The organism is Sphingopyxis solisilvae (assembly GCF_015475875.1).
Lineage (GTDB): Bacteria > Pseudomonadota > Alphaproteobacteria > Sphingomonadales > Sphingomonadaceae > Sphingopyxis > Sphingopyxis solisilvae.
The window spans coordinates 145,063-159,587 of the sequence record NZ_JADKYM010000003.1; the positions used below are offsets into that span (position 1 = coordinate 145,063).

The following is a 14,525-nucleotide window of genomic DNA, read 5'->3' on the forward strand; positions in this document are numbered from 1 at the left end:
GCGATGACCGCGCGGGTAAGCCAGGGGGATATGGTCCCGATCGTCGCCACCGGGCGCAACTGCTGGCGCATCGAACGCGCGAACAACGCCCGCATGATCGTCGATGCCGCCGATTATTACGCGCTGCTCGAACGGTTGATGGCGGACGCGAAGGAACGCATCCTGCTGATCGGGTGGGACTTCGATCCGCGCATCCCGTTGATCCCCGACGCCAAGGGCCGCGGCACGTCGCTGGGCCACTACCTGCTGCGCTTGGCGAAGGCCAAGCCGCGGCGGGACATCGACATATTGCGCTGGAATTTCGGTGGGCTGAAACACTGGTTCGTGCCTTCGATCGTCGCGATGGTGCTGCGCTGGAAAATGACGCGGTCGATCAGTTTCCGACTCGACAGCGCGCATCCGGTCGGGTGCAGCCACCACCAGAAAGTGGCGGTGTTCGACGATCATCTGGCGGTGTGCGGCGGCATTGACGTCAGTTCGGCGCGCTGGGATACGCGCGACCATGTCGACGGCGACCCGCGGCGCACCGGCCCCGACGGCAAAGCTTATATGCCCTGGCACGATTCGACGATGATCCTGTCGGGGCCGATCGGCGCGGCGCTCGCCGATCTCGGCAACGAGCGTTGGCAGCGCGCGACGAAGAAACCGTTGCGCGACCTGAGTGGTACGGGCGAGAATTGGCCCGACGATCTTGAACCCGATTTCACGGACGTCGATATCGCGATTTCGCGCACCAGCGCCGAATATGATGGTCGTGCAGAAGTGCGCGAGAATGAACAGCTTTATCTGGATATGATCGCCGGGGCGCAGCGCTTCATCTATTTCGAGAATCAGTATTTCACCAGCGGCGCGATAGCCGCGGCGATTGCGGCGCGGCTGGACGAGGACGATCCGCCCGAATTTGTGATGGTGATGCCCAAGACCGCCGACGGCTGGCTGGAACAGATGGCGATGGACGCGGCGCGGGTGCAACTGGTCCGTTCGATTGCCAAGTCGCGGCATGGCGACCGGCTGAAGATCTATGTTCCGCACACCAAAGGCGGCGAGCCGATTTATGTCCACGCCAAGACCGCGATCGTCGACGACCGGCTGATCCGGATCGGATCGTCGAACCTCAACAACCGGTCGATGGGGCTCGACAGCGAATGCGACGTTACGATCGATGCAGCGTTGGCGGCGAACAGGGGCGTCGAGCCGGTGATTGCACGGCTGCGCGAGTCGTTGATGGCCGAGCATCTGGGGGTGGCGGACGAGGATGTCGCGGCGACGTTCAAGCGCAGCGGATCGCTGATCGAGACGATCGAGGCGCTGCGCGGGGAGGGGCGGTCGCTCGAACTGCTCGACCTGGTCGCACCCGGCCCGCTGGACGAATTTATCGCCGACAATGAAGTGCTCGACCCGACAAGCCCCGATGCGATGTTCGAGAACATCGCCGAACGCGGGCTGAAAAAGAGCTGGCACCGCGGGCGCGACTGGATGAAGCGCCATCGGCCTTTCCGGCGTAAGGTTCGCTGACGTAGGCCGTCATTGCGAGCGCAGCGAAGCAATCCAGAGTGGCGAAACCGCTCTGGATTGCTTCGCTGCGCTCGCAATGATGAGGGGGTTCAGTCCGCCAAGGACAGAATATGCCTGGCCTGTTTCAGATGCGGGGCATCGACCATCTTGCCGTCGACTTGCAGCACTCCGACGCCCGGATTGGCGGCAAAGGCATCGACGATTGCCTGCGCGCGGGCGACCTCGTCGGCGCTGGGGGTAAAGGCGGCGTTGATCGCGGCGACCTGTGACGGATGGATCGCCATCATTCCGGTAAAACCGTCGCGGCGCGCGCGCGCGGCGTAAGCGGCGAGGCCTGCCTCGTCCTTGATCGCCGGGAACACCGTGTCGATCGCGGCAACGCCCGCGGCGTGCGCGGCGAACAGCGTCAGCGCGCGGGCGACGTCATAGGGCGCGGTGTAGCTGCCGTCGGTTTCGCGGCTGGTCGCGGCACCGATCGCGGCGGGCAGGTCTTCGGCACCCCACGTCAGGCCGAGCAGGCGGTCTTTCACTTCGCGGTAACTGCCGAGCGTGAAGATCGCCGCGGGCGTTTCGGTGGCAATGGGCAGGATGGCGGGCAGCGACGCGTCATCCGCCGCCTCGCTGCGCATGATCGTGTCGAGTTGCTGAATGCTCGGCGCGCCTTCGGCCTTGGGCAGCATGATCGCGTCGGGCCGCGCCGCGGCGATCGCCGCCACGTCGGCGGCGGTCATATGCCCGTCGAGCGGGTTGACGCGCACCAGCGTCACGACTTCGCGCTCCCCCAACAGATAGTCGGCGATGGCGTGGCGCGCCGCGTCCTTGTTCGCGGGCGACACGGAATCCTCCAGGTCGAGGATGATCGCATCGGCACCCGACGACGCCGCCTTGGCAAAGCGTTCGGGCCGGTCGCCGGGGACGAAGAGGAGCGAGCGTAATCGCATGTCATTACCTATGCCGTTCGTGTCGAGCGAAGTCGAGACACGCAAGGGGCCAACGGTTCTCGACTTCGCTCGAACCGAACGGGTATCTACGGTTTCCGCTGGACCAGCGCAGAACGCTCGCACTGGCAGACAAGTTCATCGCGCTGGTTGAGGCAGCGGTGGAGGAAGGTGACGATCCCGGCGTTCGGCCGCGATTTCGATTCCTTCAGCCCGATGACTTCGCTCTCCGCGCGAAGCGTGTCGCCGATGAACACCGGCTTGGGCATCACCAGCTTGTCATAGCCGAGGTTGGCGACGAGCGTCCCGAGCGTGGTGTCGCCGACCGACAGCCCGACCATCAGGCTGAAGGTGAAGGTGCCGTTGACGAGGATTTGGCCGAATTCGGACGCCTTCGCCGCCTCGATATCGAGGTGCAGCGGCTGCGGATTGTGCGTCATCACCGTGAACAGCAGATTGTCGGTCTCGGTCACCGTGCGGCGGATGTCGTGGGTCAGCGTGTCGCCGATGGTCCATTCGTCGAAATATTTGCCGGCCATCAATGATCCTTCAACTTGCTTATCCCTCTCCCCTTGCGGGAGAGGGATGCACAGACTTGCGAACTTGTTCGCTAGTCGCAGCTGGGTGAGGGGTAAATCGGCTGCTCCGCAGCCGCGCGAGCCGATGGCTCGCTCACCCTCATCCAACTCCGCCTAGCTGCTAAAGCAGCAAGGCTCCATATCCTTCTCCCCTCAAGGGAGAAGGGATATTATTCCGCCGCCGCTTCAATCCGCACCAGCAGCGCCTCGACCTGCACCTGCGCGCCCGCAGCCGCATTAAGCTCGGCCACCACGCCATCGAACGGCGCGGTCAGGCTGTGCTCCATCTTCATCGCTTCAAGGGTTAGTAGTTTCTGACCTTTGGTCACCGCGTCGCCCGCGGCGACTTCGACCGCAATGACCTTGCCGGGCATCGGCGAGAAGATTGATCCAGACGATGCTGCGCCGCCTGCACCAGCGTTCACCCGCGTTGCAACAAACAAAGCCTCACCTTCATCGAAGACCACCAACCCGCCGTCTGCTGGTTCAACTGATATGTATCGATCGAGATAATCGGATGGCAAGGAACGCCGGATCGACTGACCATCTACAATCATCGACACCTCGCCCCGACGTGGAGCGTTCAGGCGGAAGTTAAGGGCATATTTAAAGGGGTTTCCGCCAAAGCGGGTATCTAGTTCGTCGCGAAGCGTTCCGTATACCGAAACAATCTGGCTCAGCTCGGAAGCGATCAAACCAGTGGCCGCGTCGTCGAGAAGGGATTCCGCGAGAGCGGCGCTTGGTTTCGATAGGCTTTCCAAGTGCTCGGAGATCAAACCCGTCGAGACGTTCCCCGCTTTGAAGCTTTCATTGTTGAGGCATCTTGCCAAGAAGCCGGCGTTGGTCTTCACCGGCCAAGTCTCAAATCCCGATATGCCGTCGACCAATTTGGCGATGGCCGTTTCGCGATCGTCAGCATGCGCGATGCTTTTGGCGATCATTGGGTCGTAAAAGGGGCTGATCGTATCACCTTCTTTAACGCCACTTTCCGTCCTCAGGTCATGCTTGGCTATATTTAGCGTCGAAAGTTTTCCTACGCTTGGCAGAAAACCACTGGCCGGATCCTCGGCATAAAGCCGCGCTTCCATCGCCCAGCCGTTGATCGACAGTTCCTCCTGCCGCAGCGGCAGTGGCTCGCCGCTCGCCACCCGCAACTGCCATTCGACCAGGTCGACCCCGGTGATTTCTTCGGTCACCGGATGCTCGACCTGCAGCCGCGTGTTCATTTCCATGAACCAGATGCGATCGGCGCGCAGGCCTTCCGATGCGTCGGCGATGAACTCGATCGTACCCGCGCCGACATAGTCGACCGCCTTTGCGGCGCGCACTGCGGCGGCGCACAGCGCCTCGCGGGTGATCTCGTCCATGCCGGGGGCGGGGGCTTCCTCGATCACCTTCTGGTGGCGGCGTTGCAGCGAGCAGTCGCGTTCGAACAGGTGGACGACATTGCCGTGGGTGTCGCCGAACACCTGCACTTCGATATGGCGCGGGGTCAGGATATATTTCTCGATCAGCACATGGTCGTTGCCGAACGACGCCGCCGCCTCGCGTTGGCACGAGGCGAGCGCGTCGATGAAGTCGGGGGCGGCATCGACCTTGCGCATCCCCTTGCCGCCGCCTCCCGCGACAGCCTTGATCAGAACCGGATAGCCGATTTCGGCGGCGCGTTCGGCGAGGAAGGCGGGGTCTTGGTTCTCGCCCATATAGCCGGGGGTCACCGGCACGCCGGCCTCGGCCATCAACTTCTTGGCGGCATCCTTCAGCCCCATCGCAGTGATCGACGCGGGATTGGGGCCGACCCAAATCAGCCCGGCGTCGATGACGGCTTGCGCGAACTCGGCATTTTCGGACAAGAAACCATAACCCGGATGGATCGCCTCGGCACCTGTGGCTTTGGCCGCGGCAATGACCTTTTCGCCGACGAGATAGGATTCGCGCGCCGGCGACGGCCCGATATGCACCGCCTCGTCGGCCTCGCGCACATGCAGTGCCTTGGCATCGGCGTCCGAATAGACCGCAACGGTCCGAATGCCCATCTCGCGCGCGGTGCGGATGATACGGCAGGCGATCTCGCCGCGATTGGCGATGAGGAGAGATTGGATCATGCTTTGAACATCTTCGCTATCAAGGCGGCAACAACCACGACGGTTGCAATGAAACTCAGAACCCAAATCTGGGTGGGCACTTTGTGGAACAGTCTCAGGGCGGCACGATACGATTCGGACTTCTGGCTTAATCGATCGATTTCAAGATCAAGCTCCGTCGCGAATCTTTCGAATAAATTAGCCTCTTCATCCGAGAATTTTCCGTCGACAGTATCCGCCTCTATTTCGGCGATATCCCGCCGAAGTTTTTGCTTAGCCAACTGGCTGTCACGGCATTTGTGCAGATATTCCGCGGCCAATCTTTGCTGCTGCCCGGCCGAATCAAGTCGTGCGCGCTGCGCAGCTGCCAGTTCCTCGCTTCCGAGATAGCCCAAGGTGTCCATGTCACTCACCGTTGCGAAATGACCGAGCGCCAACATGATTTTTTGCTTCATCATCACATCCTGAACACGCCGAACCCGCGGTGTTCGACCGCGGCGTTCAGTGTTGCGGTGAAGGCCAGCCCTAGCACGTCGCGCGTCTGGGCGGGGTCGATGATGCCGTCGTCCCATAGGCGCGCGGTCGCGTGGTATGGATTGCCCTCATCCTCATATTTCTGGCGGATCGGCGCCTTGAAGGCTTCGGCTTCCTCGGGCGTCCATTTGTCGGCGTCGCGGTGGACCGTGGCCAGCACGCTCGCCGCTTGCTCGCCGCCCATCACGCTGATCCGCGCGTTGGGCCAAGTGAACAGAAAACGCGGCGAGTAGGCGCGGCCGCACATGCCGTAATTGCCCGCGCCGAAGCTGCCACCGATCAGCACCGTGACCTTGGGCACCGTCGCAGTCGCAACCGCGGTGACCAGCTTGGCGCCATGTTTGGCGATCCCCTCGGCCTCATATTTGCCGCCGACCATGAAGCCGCTGATATTCTGCAAGAAGAGCAGGGGGATGCGGCGTTGCTGCGCCAGTTCGATGAAATGCGCGCCCTTGACCGCAGACTCGCTGAACAGCACGCCATTGTTGGCGAGGATCGCGACTGGGATGCCCCAGATATGCGCAAAGCCGCACACCAATGTGCTGCCATAATTGGCCTTGAATTCATGAAATTCGCTGCCGTCGACGATGCGCGCAATCACCTCGTGCACGTCATAGGGCGCGCGGACGTCGTCGGGGACGACGCCGTAGAGCTGCTCGGGGTCATATTTGGGCGGGCGCGGGCCTTTCAGCGCGACGTCGAACCCGGTGTCGGCGCCCAGATGGCTGACGATATCACGCACGATGGTCAGCGCATGTTCGTCATTCTCGGCCAGATGATCGACGACGCCGGACTTGCGCGCATGTAGGTCGCCACCGCCCAGATCCTCGGCGCTGATTTCTTCGCCCGTTGCAGCTTTGACCAGCGGCGGGCCGGCGAGGAAGATCGTGCCCTGATTGCGAACGATGACGGTTTCATCGCTCATCGCGGGGACATAGGCGCCGCCCGCGGTGCAGCTGCCCATCACGCACGCAATCTGCGGAATGCGCCGCGCCGACATATTCGCCTGGTTGAAAAAGATGCGGCCGAAATGGTCGCGGTCGGGAAACACCTGATCTTGATGCGGCAGGTTCGCGCCGCCGCTGTCGACGAGGTAGATGCACGGCAGGCGGTTTTCGAGCGCGATCTCCTGCGCCCGCAGATGCTTTTTCACGGTCAGTGGATAGTAGGTGCCGCCCTTCACCGTCGCATCATTGCACACGATCATGCACTGGCGCCCCGATACTCGCCCGATGCCGCAGATCAGCCCCGCGCCCGGGACCTCGCCGTCGTAAAGGTCGTTCGCTGCCAGCTGGCCGATTTCGAGGAATGGCGAGCCCGGATCGAGCAACCGCTCGACGCGTTCGCGCGGCAGCAGCTTGCCGCGGCTGGTGTGCCGCTCGCGCGACTTTTCGTTGCCGCCAAGCGCCGCCTCGGCGACGCGCGCGTACAGTTCGTCCTTCAGCGCGCGATTGTGCGCGGCGCGGGTACGAAACTCGTCGCTGTCGGGATCGACATTGGTACCAAGAACCGGTGCGCTCACTGTAAAGTCTCTCCCCGTTTGTCGTCCGGATTGCACGGTTTATCTTTCAGGATCAGGTAACGATAGACGCCGATCGCGTTGATGATCAGCAGCGCGATATTCTGCCAGCCGATACCCTCGCTGTTGGGCTGCAAAAAGCCCCATGCGATCAGTGCGATGCTGCTGGTGACAAAGATGACAAAGGCCCAGCCTGTGCGGCGGCGACCGAGGTTCAGCGACACGATCAGCGCCGCGAGCGTCGAGGCGCCCGCGCCGTAGTACTGAAGGGCGGTGAGCAGCGTGTCGTTCACGCCGCCGCGCCCAAGATCGCGAACACGCCTGATGCGGTCAGGATCGGCCAGCCGATGTGACGTCCGCGCGTATAGACGGCGTCGAACAATCCCACTGCGGTCCATACCCCACCGACCAGCAGGATCAACGCGCGCGGCGTACCGGGCCAGATAACGGTCGCCGCCGACACCAGCATCAGCAGCGACATTGCATGCCAGGCAAAGCGAAACACCTTGCGCGCCAGATCGACCGCCATAATCCCCTGATCGAGCGCGAGCAGCGGCTGGATCAATCTTTTCTCGCCCAGCGCGCCATGCACCAAGGCCGTCGTCGCCATAAAGGCAGCCGACAGCCAGAGCCAGATCATGCCCCGGCGCCGATCAGTTCGCGGCCGATCAGCATGCGGCGGATCTCGTTCGTCCCTGCGCCGATGTCGAGCAGCTTGGCATCGCGCCAGTAACGCTCGACCGGCCAGTCTTTTGTGTAACCCGCGCCGCCGAGCGCCTGGATCGCTTCGCCCGCGACCTTCACCGCGCTTTCGCTCGCGAGCAGGATCGCGCCCGCGGCGTCGAAACGCGTCGTCTGTCCGGCGTCGCACGCCTTGGCGACGTTATAGACATAGGATCGCGCCGACTGGAGCATCACATACATGTCGGCGACCTTCGCCTGCATCAGCTGGAACGACCCGATCGGTTTGCCGAACTGTTTGCGCTCGCGAACATAGGGAATGACGGTGTCGAGGCACGCCTGCATGATGCCGAGCTGAAGCCCCGCGAGCACGACGCGCTCATAATCGAGTCCCGACATCAGCACGCCGACGCCGCCATTTTCGGGGCCCATCACCTGTTCTTCGGACACTTCGCAATCGGTGAACACCAGCTCGGCGGTCGGGCTGCCGCGCATCCCGAGCTTGTCGATCTTTTGCCCGATGCTGAACCCCGGCATGTCCTTTTCGATTAAAAAGGCGGTGATGCCGCGCGAAGCCGCCTCGGGGCTGGTCTTGGCATAGACGACGAGCGTGTCGGCGTGGCTCGCGTTGGTGATCCAGAACTTCGTGCCGTTGAGGACATAGCCGCCCTGCACGCGGTCGGCCTTCAGCTTCATCGACACCACATCGCTGCCCGCACCGGCTTCGGACATCGCAAGGCTGCCGACATGCTGGCCGCTGATCAGCTTGGGGAGATACTTCGCCTTTTGCTCGGCATTGCCCCAGCGGCGGATTTGATTGACGCAAAGGTTCGAATGCGCGCCGTAGCTGAGGCCGATCGCAGCGCTGGCGCGGCTGACTTCTTCGACAGCAATGACATGCTCGAGATAACCGAGGCCAAGCCCGCCGAACTCTTCCTCGACGGTGATGCCGTGCAGGCCGAGTTCGCCCATCTGCGTCCACAATTCGTCGCGCGGGAACCAGTCGTCGGCGTCAGCCTTGGCGGCCAGCGGCGCGACCTGTTCGTCGGCGAAGCGGGCGGTGGTGTCGCGGATCATGTCGGCGGTTTCGCCGAGCGCGAAATCGAAGTCGGGGGTTGCGCGCATGGATGGGCCTATCGATCGAGGGCGGGACTGGCCGCGATACTGCGCCAAAAATCGGGCATATGGAAATTGAAACGATAGGGGTTATAGCATAAGCAAAATCTATGATTAAGCGCGCCCATGTTCGCCAGTTTCTCGCCGTCGTCGATGCGGGCAGTTTCACCCAAGCGGCAGCGCGGATCCGGGTGACGCAGCCGGCGTTGTCGAGCGGGGTCGCCGAACTGGAAAAGCTGGTCGGCACACCGCTGTTCATCCGCAACCGCCGCCAGGTTCGGCTGACCGAAGCGGGCGGGCGGTTCCTGCCGATCGCGCGCGATCTGGAACGCGGGTTTCGCGCCGCCGACGATTTCGGTCGCGAAGACGACCGGCAGGCGACCGAACTCAAGCTGGGCGTGATCCGTTCGGTTTCGGGGGAGTTTTTGCAGGCGATCGTCACGGCGCTGCGACCAAGCTTCGCCATCGAACTGATCGAAAACAGCGAATCCGAACTCCGCGCAGCGCTGGGCAGTGGGCGCATCAACCTCGCGCTGGTCCCGCTGCGCTCGGGCGAGCGCGGCGATCAGGTGATGCCATTGTACGAAGAGCCGTTGGCGATGTTCATCGCCGCCGATCATCCGCTCGCGGGGCGGATCGAGGTTGGCCCCGAGGAGCTCGCCGCCGAGACGATGATCGCGCGCCGCTCGTGCGAATTTCTGGATGCCACCAGCCGCTTCTTCACGCGGCACGGCGTGCGCCCGCGCTTTGCCCTGCGCAGCGAGAGCGATGAGCGGTGCCTGCGCATGGTTGCTGCCGGGATCGGAATTACGACCGCGCCGGTGTCGCTGGCGATCGAGGGGATCGTTCCGCTCAAGGTCGCGGGTTATGATTTCCGACGCGAACTGGGCTTGATCGTCGATCCGGCGTGGGCGGCATTGCCCGACGTCGATCCGCGGCTAGCCTATGCCCGCGACACGGTGACCGCCATCGCCGCCGAATGGCGCCGGACCCGGGTCGACGTCGCCGCATGACCCCGCGCCTTGCAAGTCTGGCTTGCATGGGCAAAAGGCCATACAGCTTGATCGCGACACGCCGCGGCGGCAAGGGCGGGGCATGACCGATACGCTGACCCATCTCGACCGGCTCGAGGCCGAGAGCATCCATATCATGCGCGAAGTGATGGCCGACGCGGTCAAGCCGGTGATGCTCTATAGCGTCGGCAAGGACAGCGCCGTGATGCTGCATCTGGCGCGCAAGGCCTTCTATCCCTCGCCGCCGCCGTTCCCGCTGCTCCACGTCGACACCACGTGGAAATTCCAAGCGATGTACGAACTGCGCGACCGGATGGCCGCGGAAAGCGGCATGGAGCTGATCGTCTATCAGAATCCCGAGGCGAAGGAACGCGGGATCAACCCGTTCGACCACGGCCCGCTGCACACAGATATGTGGAAGACTGAAGGACTGAAGCAGGCGCTTGACCTTCATGGGTTCGATGTCGCCTTTGGCGGCGCGCGGCGCGACGAGGAAAAGAGTCGGGCGAAGGAGCGCATCTTTTCGTTCCGCACCGGCACCCATGGTTGGGATCCGAAGAAGCAGCGACCTGAGCTGTGGAATCTCTACAATGCCAAGAAGGCCAAGGGTGAAAGCATCCGGGTGTTCCCGATCTCGAACTGGACCGAGCTCGACATCTGGCAATATATCGCGCGCGAAAATATTCCGATCGTCCCGCTCTATTTCGCCGCGCCGCGCCCGACGGTGGAGCGCGATGGGTTGCTGTTGATGGTCGATGACGATCGCTTTCCGCTGCTGCCCGGCGAGACGCCGGTCGAGCGTTCGGTGCGTTTCCGCACCCTCGGTTGCTATCCGTTGACCGGCGCGGTCGAGAGCGAGGCCAAGACATTGTCCGAGGTCATTCAGGAAATGCTGCTGACGACGACCAGCGAAAGGCAGGGCCGGATCATCGACAAGGATGGCGGCGATGCATCGATGGAGAAGAAGAAGCAGGAGGGGTATTTCTGATGACCACCGATCCTGTTTACGTCACCGACGCGCTCATCGCCGAGGACATCGACGCCTATCTGGCGCAGCATCAGCAGAAATCGTTGCTGCGTTTCATCACCTGCGGGTCGGTCGACGACGGCAAGTCGACGCTGATCGGCCGTCTGCTCTATGACAGCAAGATGATCTTCGAGGATCAGCTTGCGGCGCTGGAAGCCGACAGCAAACGCGTCGGTTCGCAGGGGCAGGAGATCGATTTCGCGCTGCTGGTGGACGGCCTGGCCGCCGAGCGTGAGCAAGGGATCACGATCGATGTCGCCTACCGCTTTTTCACCACCGAGAAGCGCAAGTTCATTGTCGCTGACACCCCGGGGCACGAGCAATATACGCGCAACATGGTCACCGGTGCGTCGACCGCCGACCTTGCCGTCATCCTGATCGACGCGCGAAAGGGCGTGCTGACGCAGACGCGGCGGCACAGTTTCCTAGCGCACCTCATTGGCATCAAGCATATCGTGCTGGCGGTGAACAAGATGGACCTTGTCGGTTATGACAAGACTGTCTTTGAGCGCATTTTGCTCAGCTATCGCTCTTTCGCGAGTGAGATCGGCATCACCAACTTCACCGCGATTCCGATTTCGGGGTTCAAGGGCGACAATATTACCGCACTGTCGGACAATATGCCGTGGTTCAAGGGGCCGGCGCTGATCGAGCATCTGGAAAATGTCGAGATCGCCGCCGCCGCCGATGAGGCGAAACCGTTCCGCCTGCCGGTACAGTGGGTCAATCGCCCCAATCTCGATTTCCGCGGCTTCTCGGGCCAGATCGCGAGCGGCGCGGTTAAGCCGGGGGATGCTGTGCGTATCCTGCCGAGCGGTAAAACGACGACGATTGACCGAATTGTGACGCTCGATGGTGACCTTGAGGAAGCCGTCGCGGGGCAGTCGGTGACGCTGACACTTTCCGACGAGGTTGACTGCTCGCGCGGTGATGTCGTCGCCGCGGCCGATGCGCCGCCCGAGGCCGCCGACCAGTTCGAGGCGACTTTGGTGTGGATGGCCGACGAGGCGATGATCGCTGGCCGCGCTTATTGGCTCAAGCTTGCGACGCAGAGCGTTTCAGCGACGATCCAGCAACCGAAATATGAGATCAACGTCAACACGCTCGACCATCTCGCGGCCAAGACGCTCGAACTGAACGGCATCGGGGTCGTCGAGCTATCGACTGACAAGCCAATCGTGTTCGAGGCCTATGCCGACAATCGCACGCTGGGCGGCTTCATCCTGATCGACAAGCTGACCAACGCGACGGTCGCCGCGGGGATGCTGCATTTCAGCCTGCGCCGTGCGCAGAATGTCCATTGGCAGGCGAGCGACGTCGACCGCGACATGCGCGCGAACCTGAAGAACCAGCGTCCTGCACTGCTGTGGTTCACCGGGCTGTCGGGATCGGGCAAATCGACGATCGCCAATCTGGTCGAAAAGAAGCTGCACCGGATGAACCGGCACAGCTTCCTGCTCGATGGCGATAATGTGCGGCACGGGTTGAACCGAGACCTGGGCTTTACCGAGGCCGACCGGATCGAGAATATCCGCCGAGTCGGCGAGGTCGCCAAACTGATGACGGACGCCGGGTTGATCGTCATCACCGCCTTCATCTCGCCGTTCCGGGCCGAGCGCGAGATGGTGCGTGCGATGCTGCCTGAGGGCGAGTTCATCGAGATATTTATCGACACGCCGCTGGAGGAAGCCGAGCGCCGCGACGTCAAAGGCCTGTATAAAAAGGCGCGCGCCGGGCAGCTCAAGAATTTCACCGGCATCGACAGCCCGTATGAGGCGCCCGAGACTCCCGAGATCCGGATCGACACGACGGTGATGTCGCCCGAGGAAGCGGCTGACCTGATCATCGACCGGCTGCTTGGCTGACATGACCGAAAGCGACGACCGGCTCGCCGAGCGGCTCGCGACGGCGGCAGGCGCGATCCTGCTGGCGCTGCGGGCCGAAGGACTGGAAGGCAAGGCACTGGGGCAGGCAGGCGACGAAGCCGCCAACGCGATGCTGTGCCGCGAATTGCGCGCGGCGCGCCCCGATGATGCTATCCTGTCCGAAGAAGAAAAGGATAGCGCGGCGCGGCTGGCGTACCGCCGGGTGTGGATCATCGATCCGCTCGACGGGACTCGAGAGTATGGCGAGGGGCGCGACGATTGGGCGGTGCATGTCGCGCTGGCGGTCGATGGCGTTGCGAGTGTTGGCGCGGTCGCGCTGCCAGGGTTGGGGGTGACGCTGACGTCGGGCGCGCCGATGCCGCTGCAGCCCGCGAACCAGCCCCTGAGAATGCTGGTCAGTCGGACACGCCCTGCGGCGGAGGCGGTTTTCGTGGCCGAACGGATCGGCGCCGAATTGCTAGCGATGGGGTCGGCGGGCGCGAAGGCGATGGCGGTGGTGCGCGGCGAGGCCGACATTTATCTGCATACCGGCGGGCAGTATGAATGGGACAATTGCGCGCCGGTTGCCGTTGCACAGGCGGCGGGGCTGCACGTCAGCCGCGTCGATGGATCGGCGATCCGCTATAATTGCGCGGATACCTATTTGCCCGATTTGCTGATCTGCCGCAAGGAGCTCGCCAAAGAGGTGCTGGATCTCGCCGCAGAATATTCGCCCGCGTCATGACGCCGGGCGTCGCGGCCCTGTTTATGTAAATAGGTGATTTGAGCGCAAGAATCGGGTCGCTACGCCCCGCGCCGCGTCGATAAACGGCCATGACCAATGTCAGGAAAGGCAAGTCATGGAGCTGGAAGGCAAGACCATCATCATCACCGGCGCGAGCAGCGGGATCGGCGCGGCGGCGGCGAAGCTGTTTGCATCGGAAGGAGCGAATGTGGTGCTGGGTGCGCGCCGAGACACCGAACTCGAGGCCCTTGCACATTCGATCCGCCAAACCGATGGGCGGGCGGTGTTCCTCGCCGGCGACGTGAGGGATGAGGGATACGCCGGGGCGCTTGTCGATCTGGCCGAAGAGGCGTTCGGCGGACTGGACGGCGCGTTCAACAATGCTGGCATCGTCGGCGAAATGCAGCCTGTCCCCGATATGACCATCGGCAACTGGACCAACGTGATTTCGGTCAATCTGACGGCAGCCTTTCTGGCCGCCAAGGCCCAGATACCGGCGATGAGGGCGCGTGGCCGCGGCTCGATCGTTTTCACCTCGTCGTTCGTGGGCTTCAGCAACGGCGGCCTGCCCGGCATGGGGGCCTACGCGGCGTCCAAGGCGGGGCTGATCGGCTTTACCCGGTCGCTGGCATCGGACCATGCCGCCGAGGGTATTAGGGTCAATGCGCTGTTGCCCGGCGGCACGATCACGCCAATGGGAGGCGAAAACGATCCTGTCGCGCAGGAATTTATCGCCGGATTGCATCCAATGAAGCGGATGGCGGTTGCCATCGAGATCGCCCAAGCGGCGCTGTTTCTGTTGTCGCACCGGTCGAGTTTCATGACGGGAAGCCCGATGATCGCCGATGGAGGGGTCTCGGTTCGGTTGACTTAATGGGATCGCGCAGCATGTTTCGCTATTCCGGTCGCA

General features: G+C 62.8%; 14 protein-coding genes. 6 read left to right on the plus strand and 8 right to left on the minus strand.

Features of this window, described 5'->3' with window-relative positions:
* The first annotated feature begins 3 nt into the window (after window positions 1-3).
* Complete coding sequence (locus tag IR187_RS03755; protein ID WP_194953372.1) at window positions 4-1,515, plus strand: phospholipase D-like domain-containing protein; 1,512 nt, start codon at window positions 4-6, stop codon at window positions 1,513-1,515.
* 89 nt (window positions 1,516-1,604) lie between these two features.
* On the opposite strand, the gene IR187_RS03760 is transcribed toward IR187_RS03755, so the two are convergent.
* The 8 genes from IR187_RS03760 to IR187_RS03795 all read right to left on the minus strand — a co-directional run bounded on the left by IR187_RS03760 (window position 1,605) and on the right by IR187_RS03795 (window position 8,974).
* Window positions 1,605-2,456, minus strand: coding sequence for an HpcH/HpaI aldolase/citrate lyase family protein (locus tag IR187_RS03760; RefSeq protein ID WP_194953373.1), 852 nt, complete (start codon window positions 2,454-2,456; stop codon window positions 1,605-1,607).
* An 86-nt stretch (window positions 2,457-2,542) separates the two neighbouring features.
* Window positions 2,543-2,992: a MaoC family dehydratase gene (locus tag IR187_RS03765; protein ID WP_194953374.1), complete on the minus strand. Its 450-nt coding sequence runs from the start codon at window positions 2,990-2,992 to the stop codon at window positions 2,543-2,545.
* Window positions 2,993-3,201: 209 nt separating this feature from the next.
* Window positions 3,202-5,136 carry an acetyl/propionyl/methylcrotonyl-CoA carboxylase subunit alpha gene (locus tag IR187_RS03770; RefSeq protein ID WP_194953375.1) on the minus strand — a complete coding sequence of 645 codons (1,935 nt, stop codon included), beginning with the start codon at window positions 5,134-5,136 and terminating at the stop codon, window positions 3,202-3,204.
* A complete protein-coding gene (locus tag IR187_RS03775) occupies window positions 5,133-5,570 on the minus strand; it encodes a hypothetical protein (RefSeq protein WP_194953376.1) in 438 nt (145 codons plus the stop codon). The genes IR187_RS03770 and IR187_RS03775 overlap by 4 nt, the downstream gene beginning before the upstream one ends.
* 2 nt (window positions 5,571-5,572) lie before the next feature.
* Window positions 5,573-7,171 (minus strand): carboxyl transferase domain-containing protein, encoded by a 1,599-nt coding sequence (locus tag IR187_RS03780; RefSeq protein WP_194953377.1) that lies wholly within the window; start codon window positions 7,169-7,171, stop codon window positions 5,573-5,575.
* A complete protein-coding gene (locus IR187_RS03785) occupies window positions 7,168-7,461 on the minus strand; it encodes a hypothetical protein (RefSeq protein ID WP_194953378.1) in 294 nt (97 codons plus the stop codon). Before IR187_RS03785 ends, IR187_RS03780 begins: the two co-directional genes overlap by 4 nt.
* Window positions 7,458-7,808, minus strand: coding sequence for a hypothetical protein (locus IR187_RS03790; RefSeq protein ID WP_194953379.1), 351 nt, complete (start codon window positions 7,806-7,808; stop codon window positions 7,458-7,460). The genes IR187_RS03785 and IR187_RS03790 overlap by 4 nt, the downstream gene beginning before the upstream one ends.
* Window positions 7,805-8,974: an isovaleryl-CoA dehydrogenase gene (locus IR187_RS03795; protein WP_194953380.1), complete on the minus strand. Its 1,170-nt coding sequence runs from the start codon at window positions 8,972-8,974 to the stop codon at window positions 7,805-7,807. The genes IR187_RS03790 and IR187_RS03795 overlap by 4 nt, the downstream gene beginning before the upstream one ends.
* A gap of 101 nt (window positions 8,975-9,075) precedes the next feature.
* On the opposite strand from IR187_RS03795, the gene IR187_RS03800 reads away from it, so the two are divergent.
* The 5 genes from IR187_RS03800 (at window position 9,076) to IR187_RS03820 (ending at window position 14,489) form a co-directional block, all read left to right on the plus strand.
* Entirely contained in the window at window positions 9,076-9,978 is a 903-nt protein-coding gene (locus IR187_RS03800) for a LysR family transcriptional regulator (protein WP_194953381.1), read from the plus strand.
* 82 nt (window positions 9,979-10,060) lie between these two features.
* Window positions 10,061-10,966, plus strand: a complete 906-nt coding sequence (gene cysD / locus IR187_RS03805) for a sulfate adenylyltransferase subunit CysD (RefSeq protein WP_194953382.1) — start codon at window positions 10,061-10,063, stop codon at window positions 10,964-10,966.
* On the plus strand, window positions 10,966-12,870 hold the full coding sequence (gene cysN / locus IR187_RS03810; RefSeq protein ID WP_194953383.1) for a sulfate adenylyltransferase subunit CysN: 1,905 nt from the start codon (window positions 10,966-10,968) through the stop codon (window positions 12,868-12,870). Before cysD ends, cysN begins: the two co-directional genes overlap by 1 nt.
* Window position 12,871: 1 nt before the next feature.
* Window positions 12,872-13,615: a 3'(2'),5'-bisphosphate nucleotidase CysQ gene (locus tag IR187_RS03815; protein WP_194953384.1), complete on the plus strand. Its 744-nt coding sequence runs from the start codon at window positions 12,872-12,874 to the stop codon at window positions 13,613-13,615.
* A 115-nt stretch (window positions 13,616-13,730) separates the two neighbouring features.
* Entirely contained in the window at window positions 13,731-14,489 is a 759-nt protein-coding gene (locus tag IR187_RS03820) for an SDR family oxidoreductase (RefSeq protein WP_194953385.1), read from the plus strand.
* The last annotated feature ends 36 nt before the right edge of the window (window positions 14,490-14,525 follow it).

What these genes read in the sequence shown, in the direction of transcription:
- IR187_RS03755 (WP_194953372.1), top strand. Translation starts at nt 4, where the DNA reads ATGACCGCGCGGGTAAGCCAGGGGGATATGGTCCCGATCGTCGCCACC.
- IR187_RS03760 (WP_194953373.1), bottom strand. Translation starts at nt 2,456, where the DNA reads ATGCGATTACGCTCGCTCCTCTTCGTCCCCGGCGACCGGCCCGAACGC.
- IR187_RS03765 (WP_194953374.1), bottom strand. Translation starts at nt 2,992, where the DNA reads ATGGCCGGCAAATATTTCGACGAATGGACCATCGGCGACACGCTGACC.
- IR187_RS03770 (WP_194953375.1), bottom strand. Translation starts at nt 5,136, where the DNA reads ATGATCCAATCTCTCCTCATCGCCAATCGCGGCGAGATCGCCTGCCGT.
- IR187_RS03775 (WP_194953376.1), bottom strand. Translation starts at nt 5,570, where the DNA reads ATGAAGCAAAAAATCATGTTGGCGCTCGGTCATTTCGCAACGGTGAGT.
- IR187_RS03790 (WP_194953379.1), bottom strand. Translation starts at nt 7,808, where the DNA reads ATGATCTGGCTCTGGCTGTCGGCTGCCTTTATGGCGACGACGGCCTTG.
- IR187_RS03795 (WP_194953380.1), bottom strand. Translation starts at nt 8,974, where the DNA reads ATGCGCGCAACCCCCGACTTCGATTTCGCGCTCGGCGAAACCGCCGAC.
- IR187_RS03800 (WP_194953381.1), top strand. Translation starts at nt 9,076, where the DNA reads ATGATTAAGCGCGCCCATGTTCGCCAGTTTCTCGCCGTCGTCGATGCG.
- cysD (WP_194953382.1), top strand. Translation starts at nt 10,061, where the DNA reads ATGACCGATACGCTGACCCATCTCGACCGGCTCGAGGCCGAGAGCATC.
- cysN (WP_194953383.1), top strand. Translation starts at nt 10,966, where the DNA reads ATGACCACCGATCCTGTTTACGTCACCGACGCGCTCATCGCCGAGGAC.
- IR187_RS03815 (WP_194953384.1), top strand. Translation starts at nt 12,872, where the DNA reads ATGACCGAAAGCGACGACCGGCTCGCCGAGCGGCTCGCGACGGCGGCA.
- IR187_RS03820 (WP_194953385.1), top strand. Translation starts at nt 13,731, where the DNA reads ATGGAGCTGGAAGGCAAGACCATCATCATCACCGGCGCGAGCAGCGGG.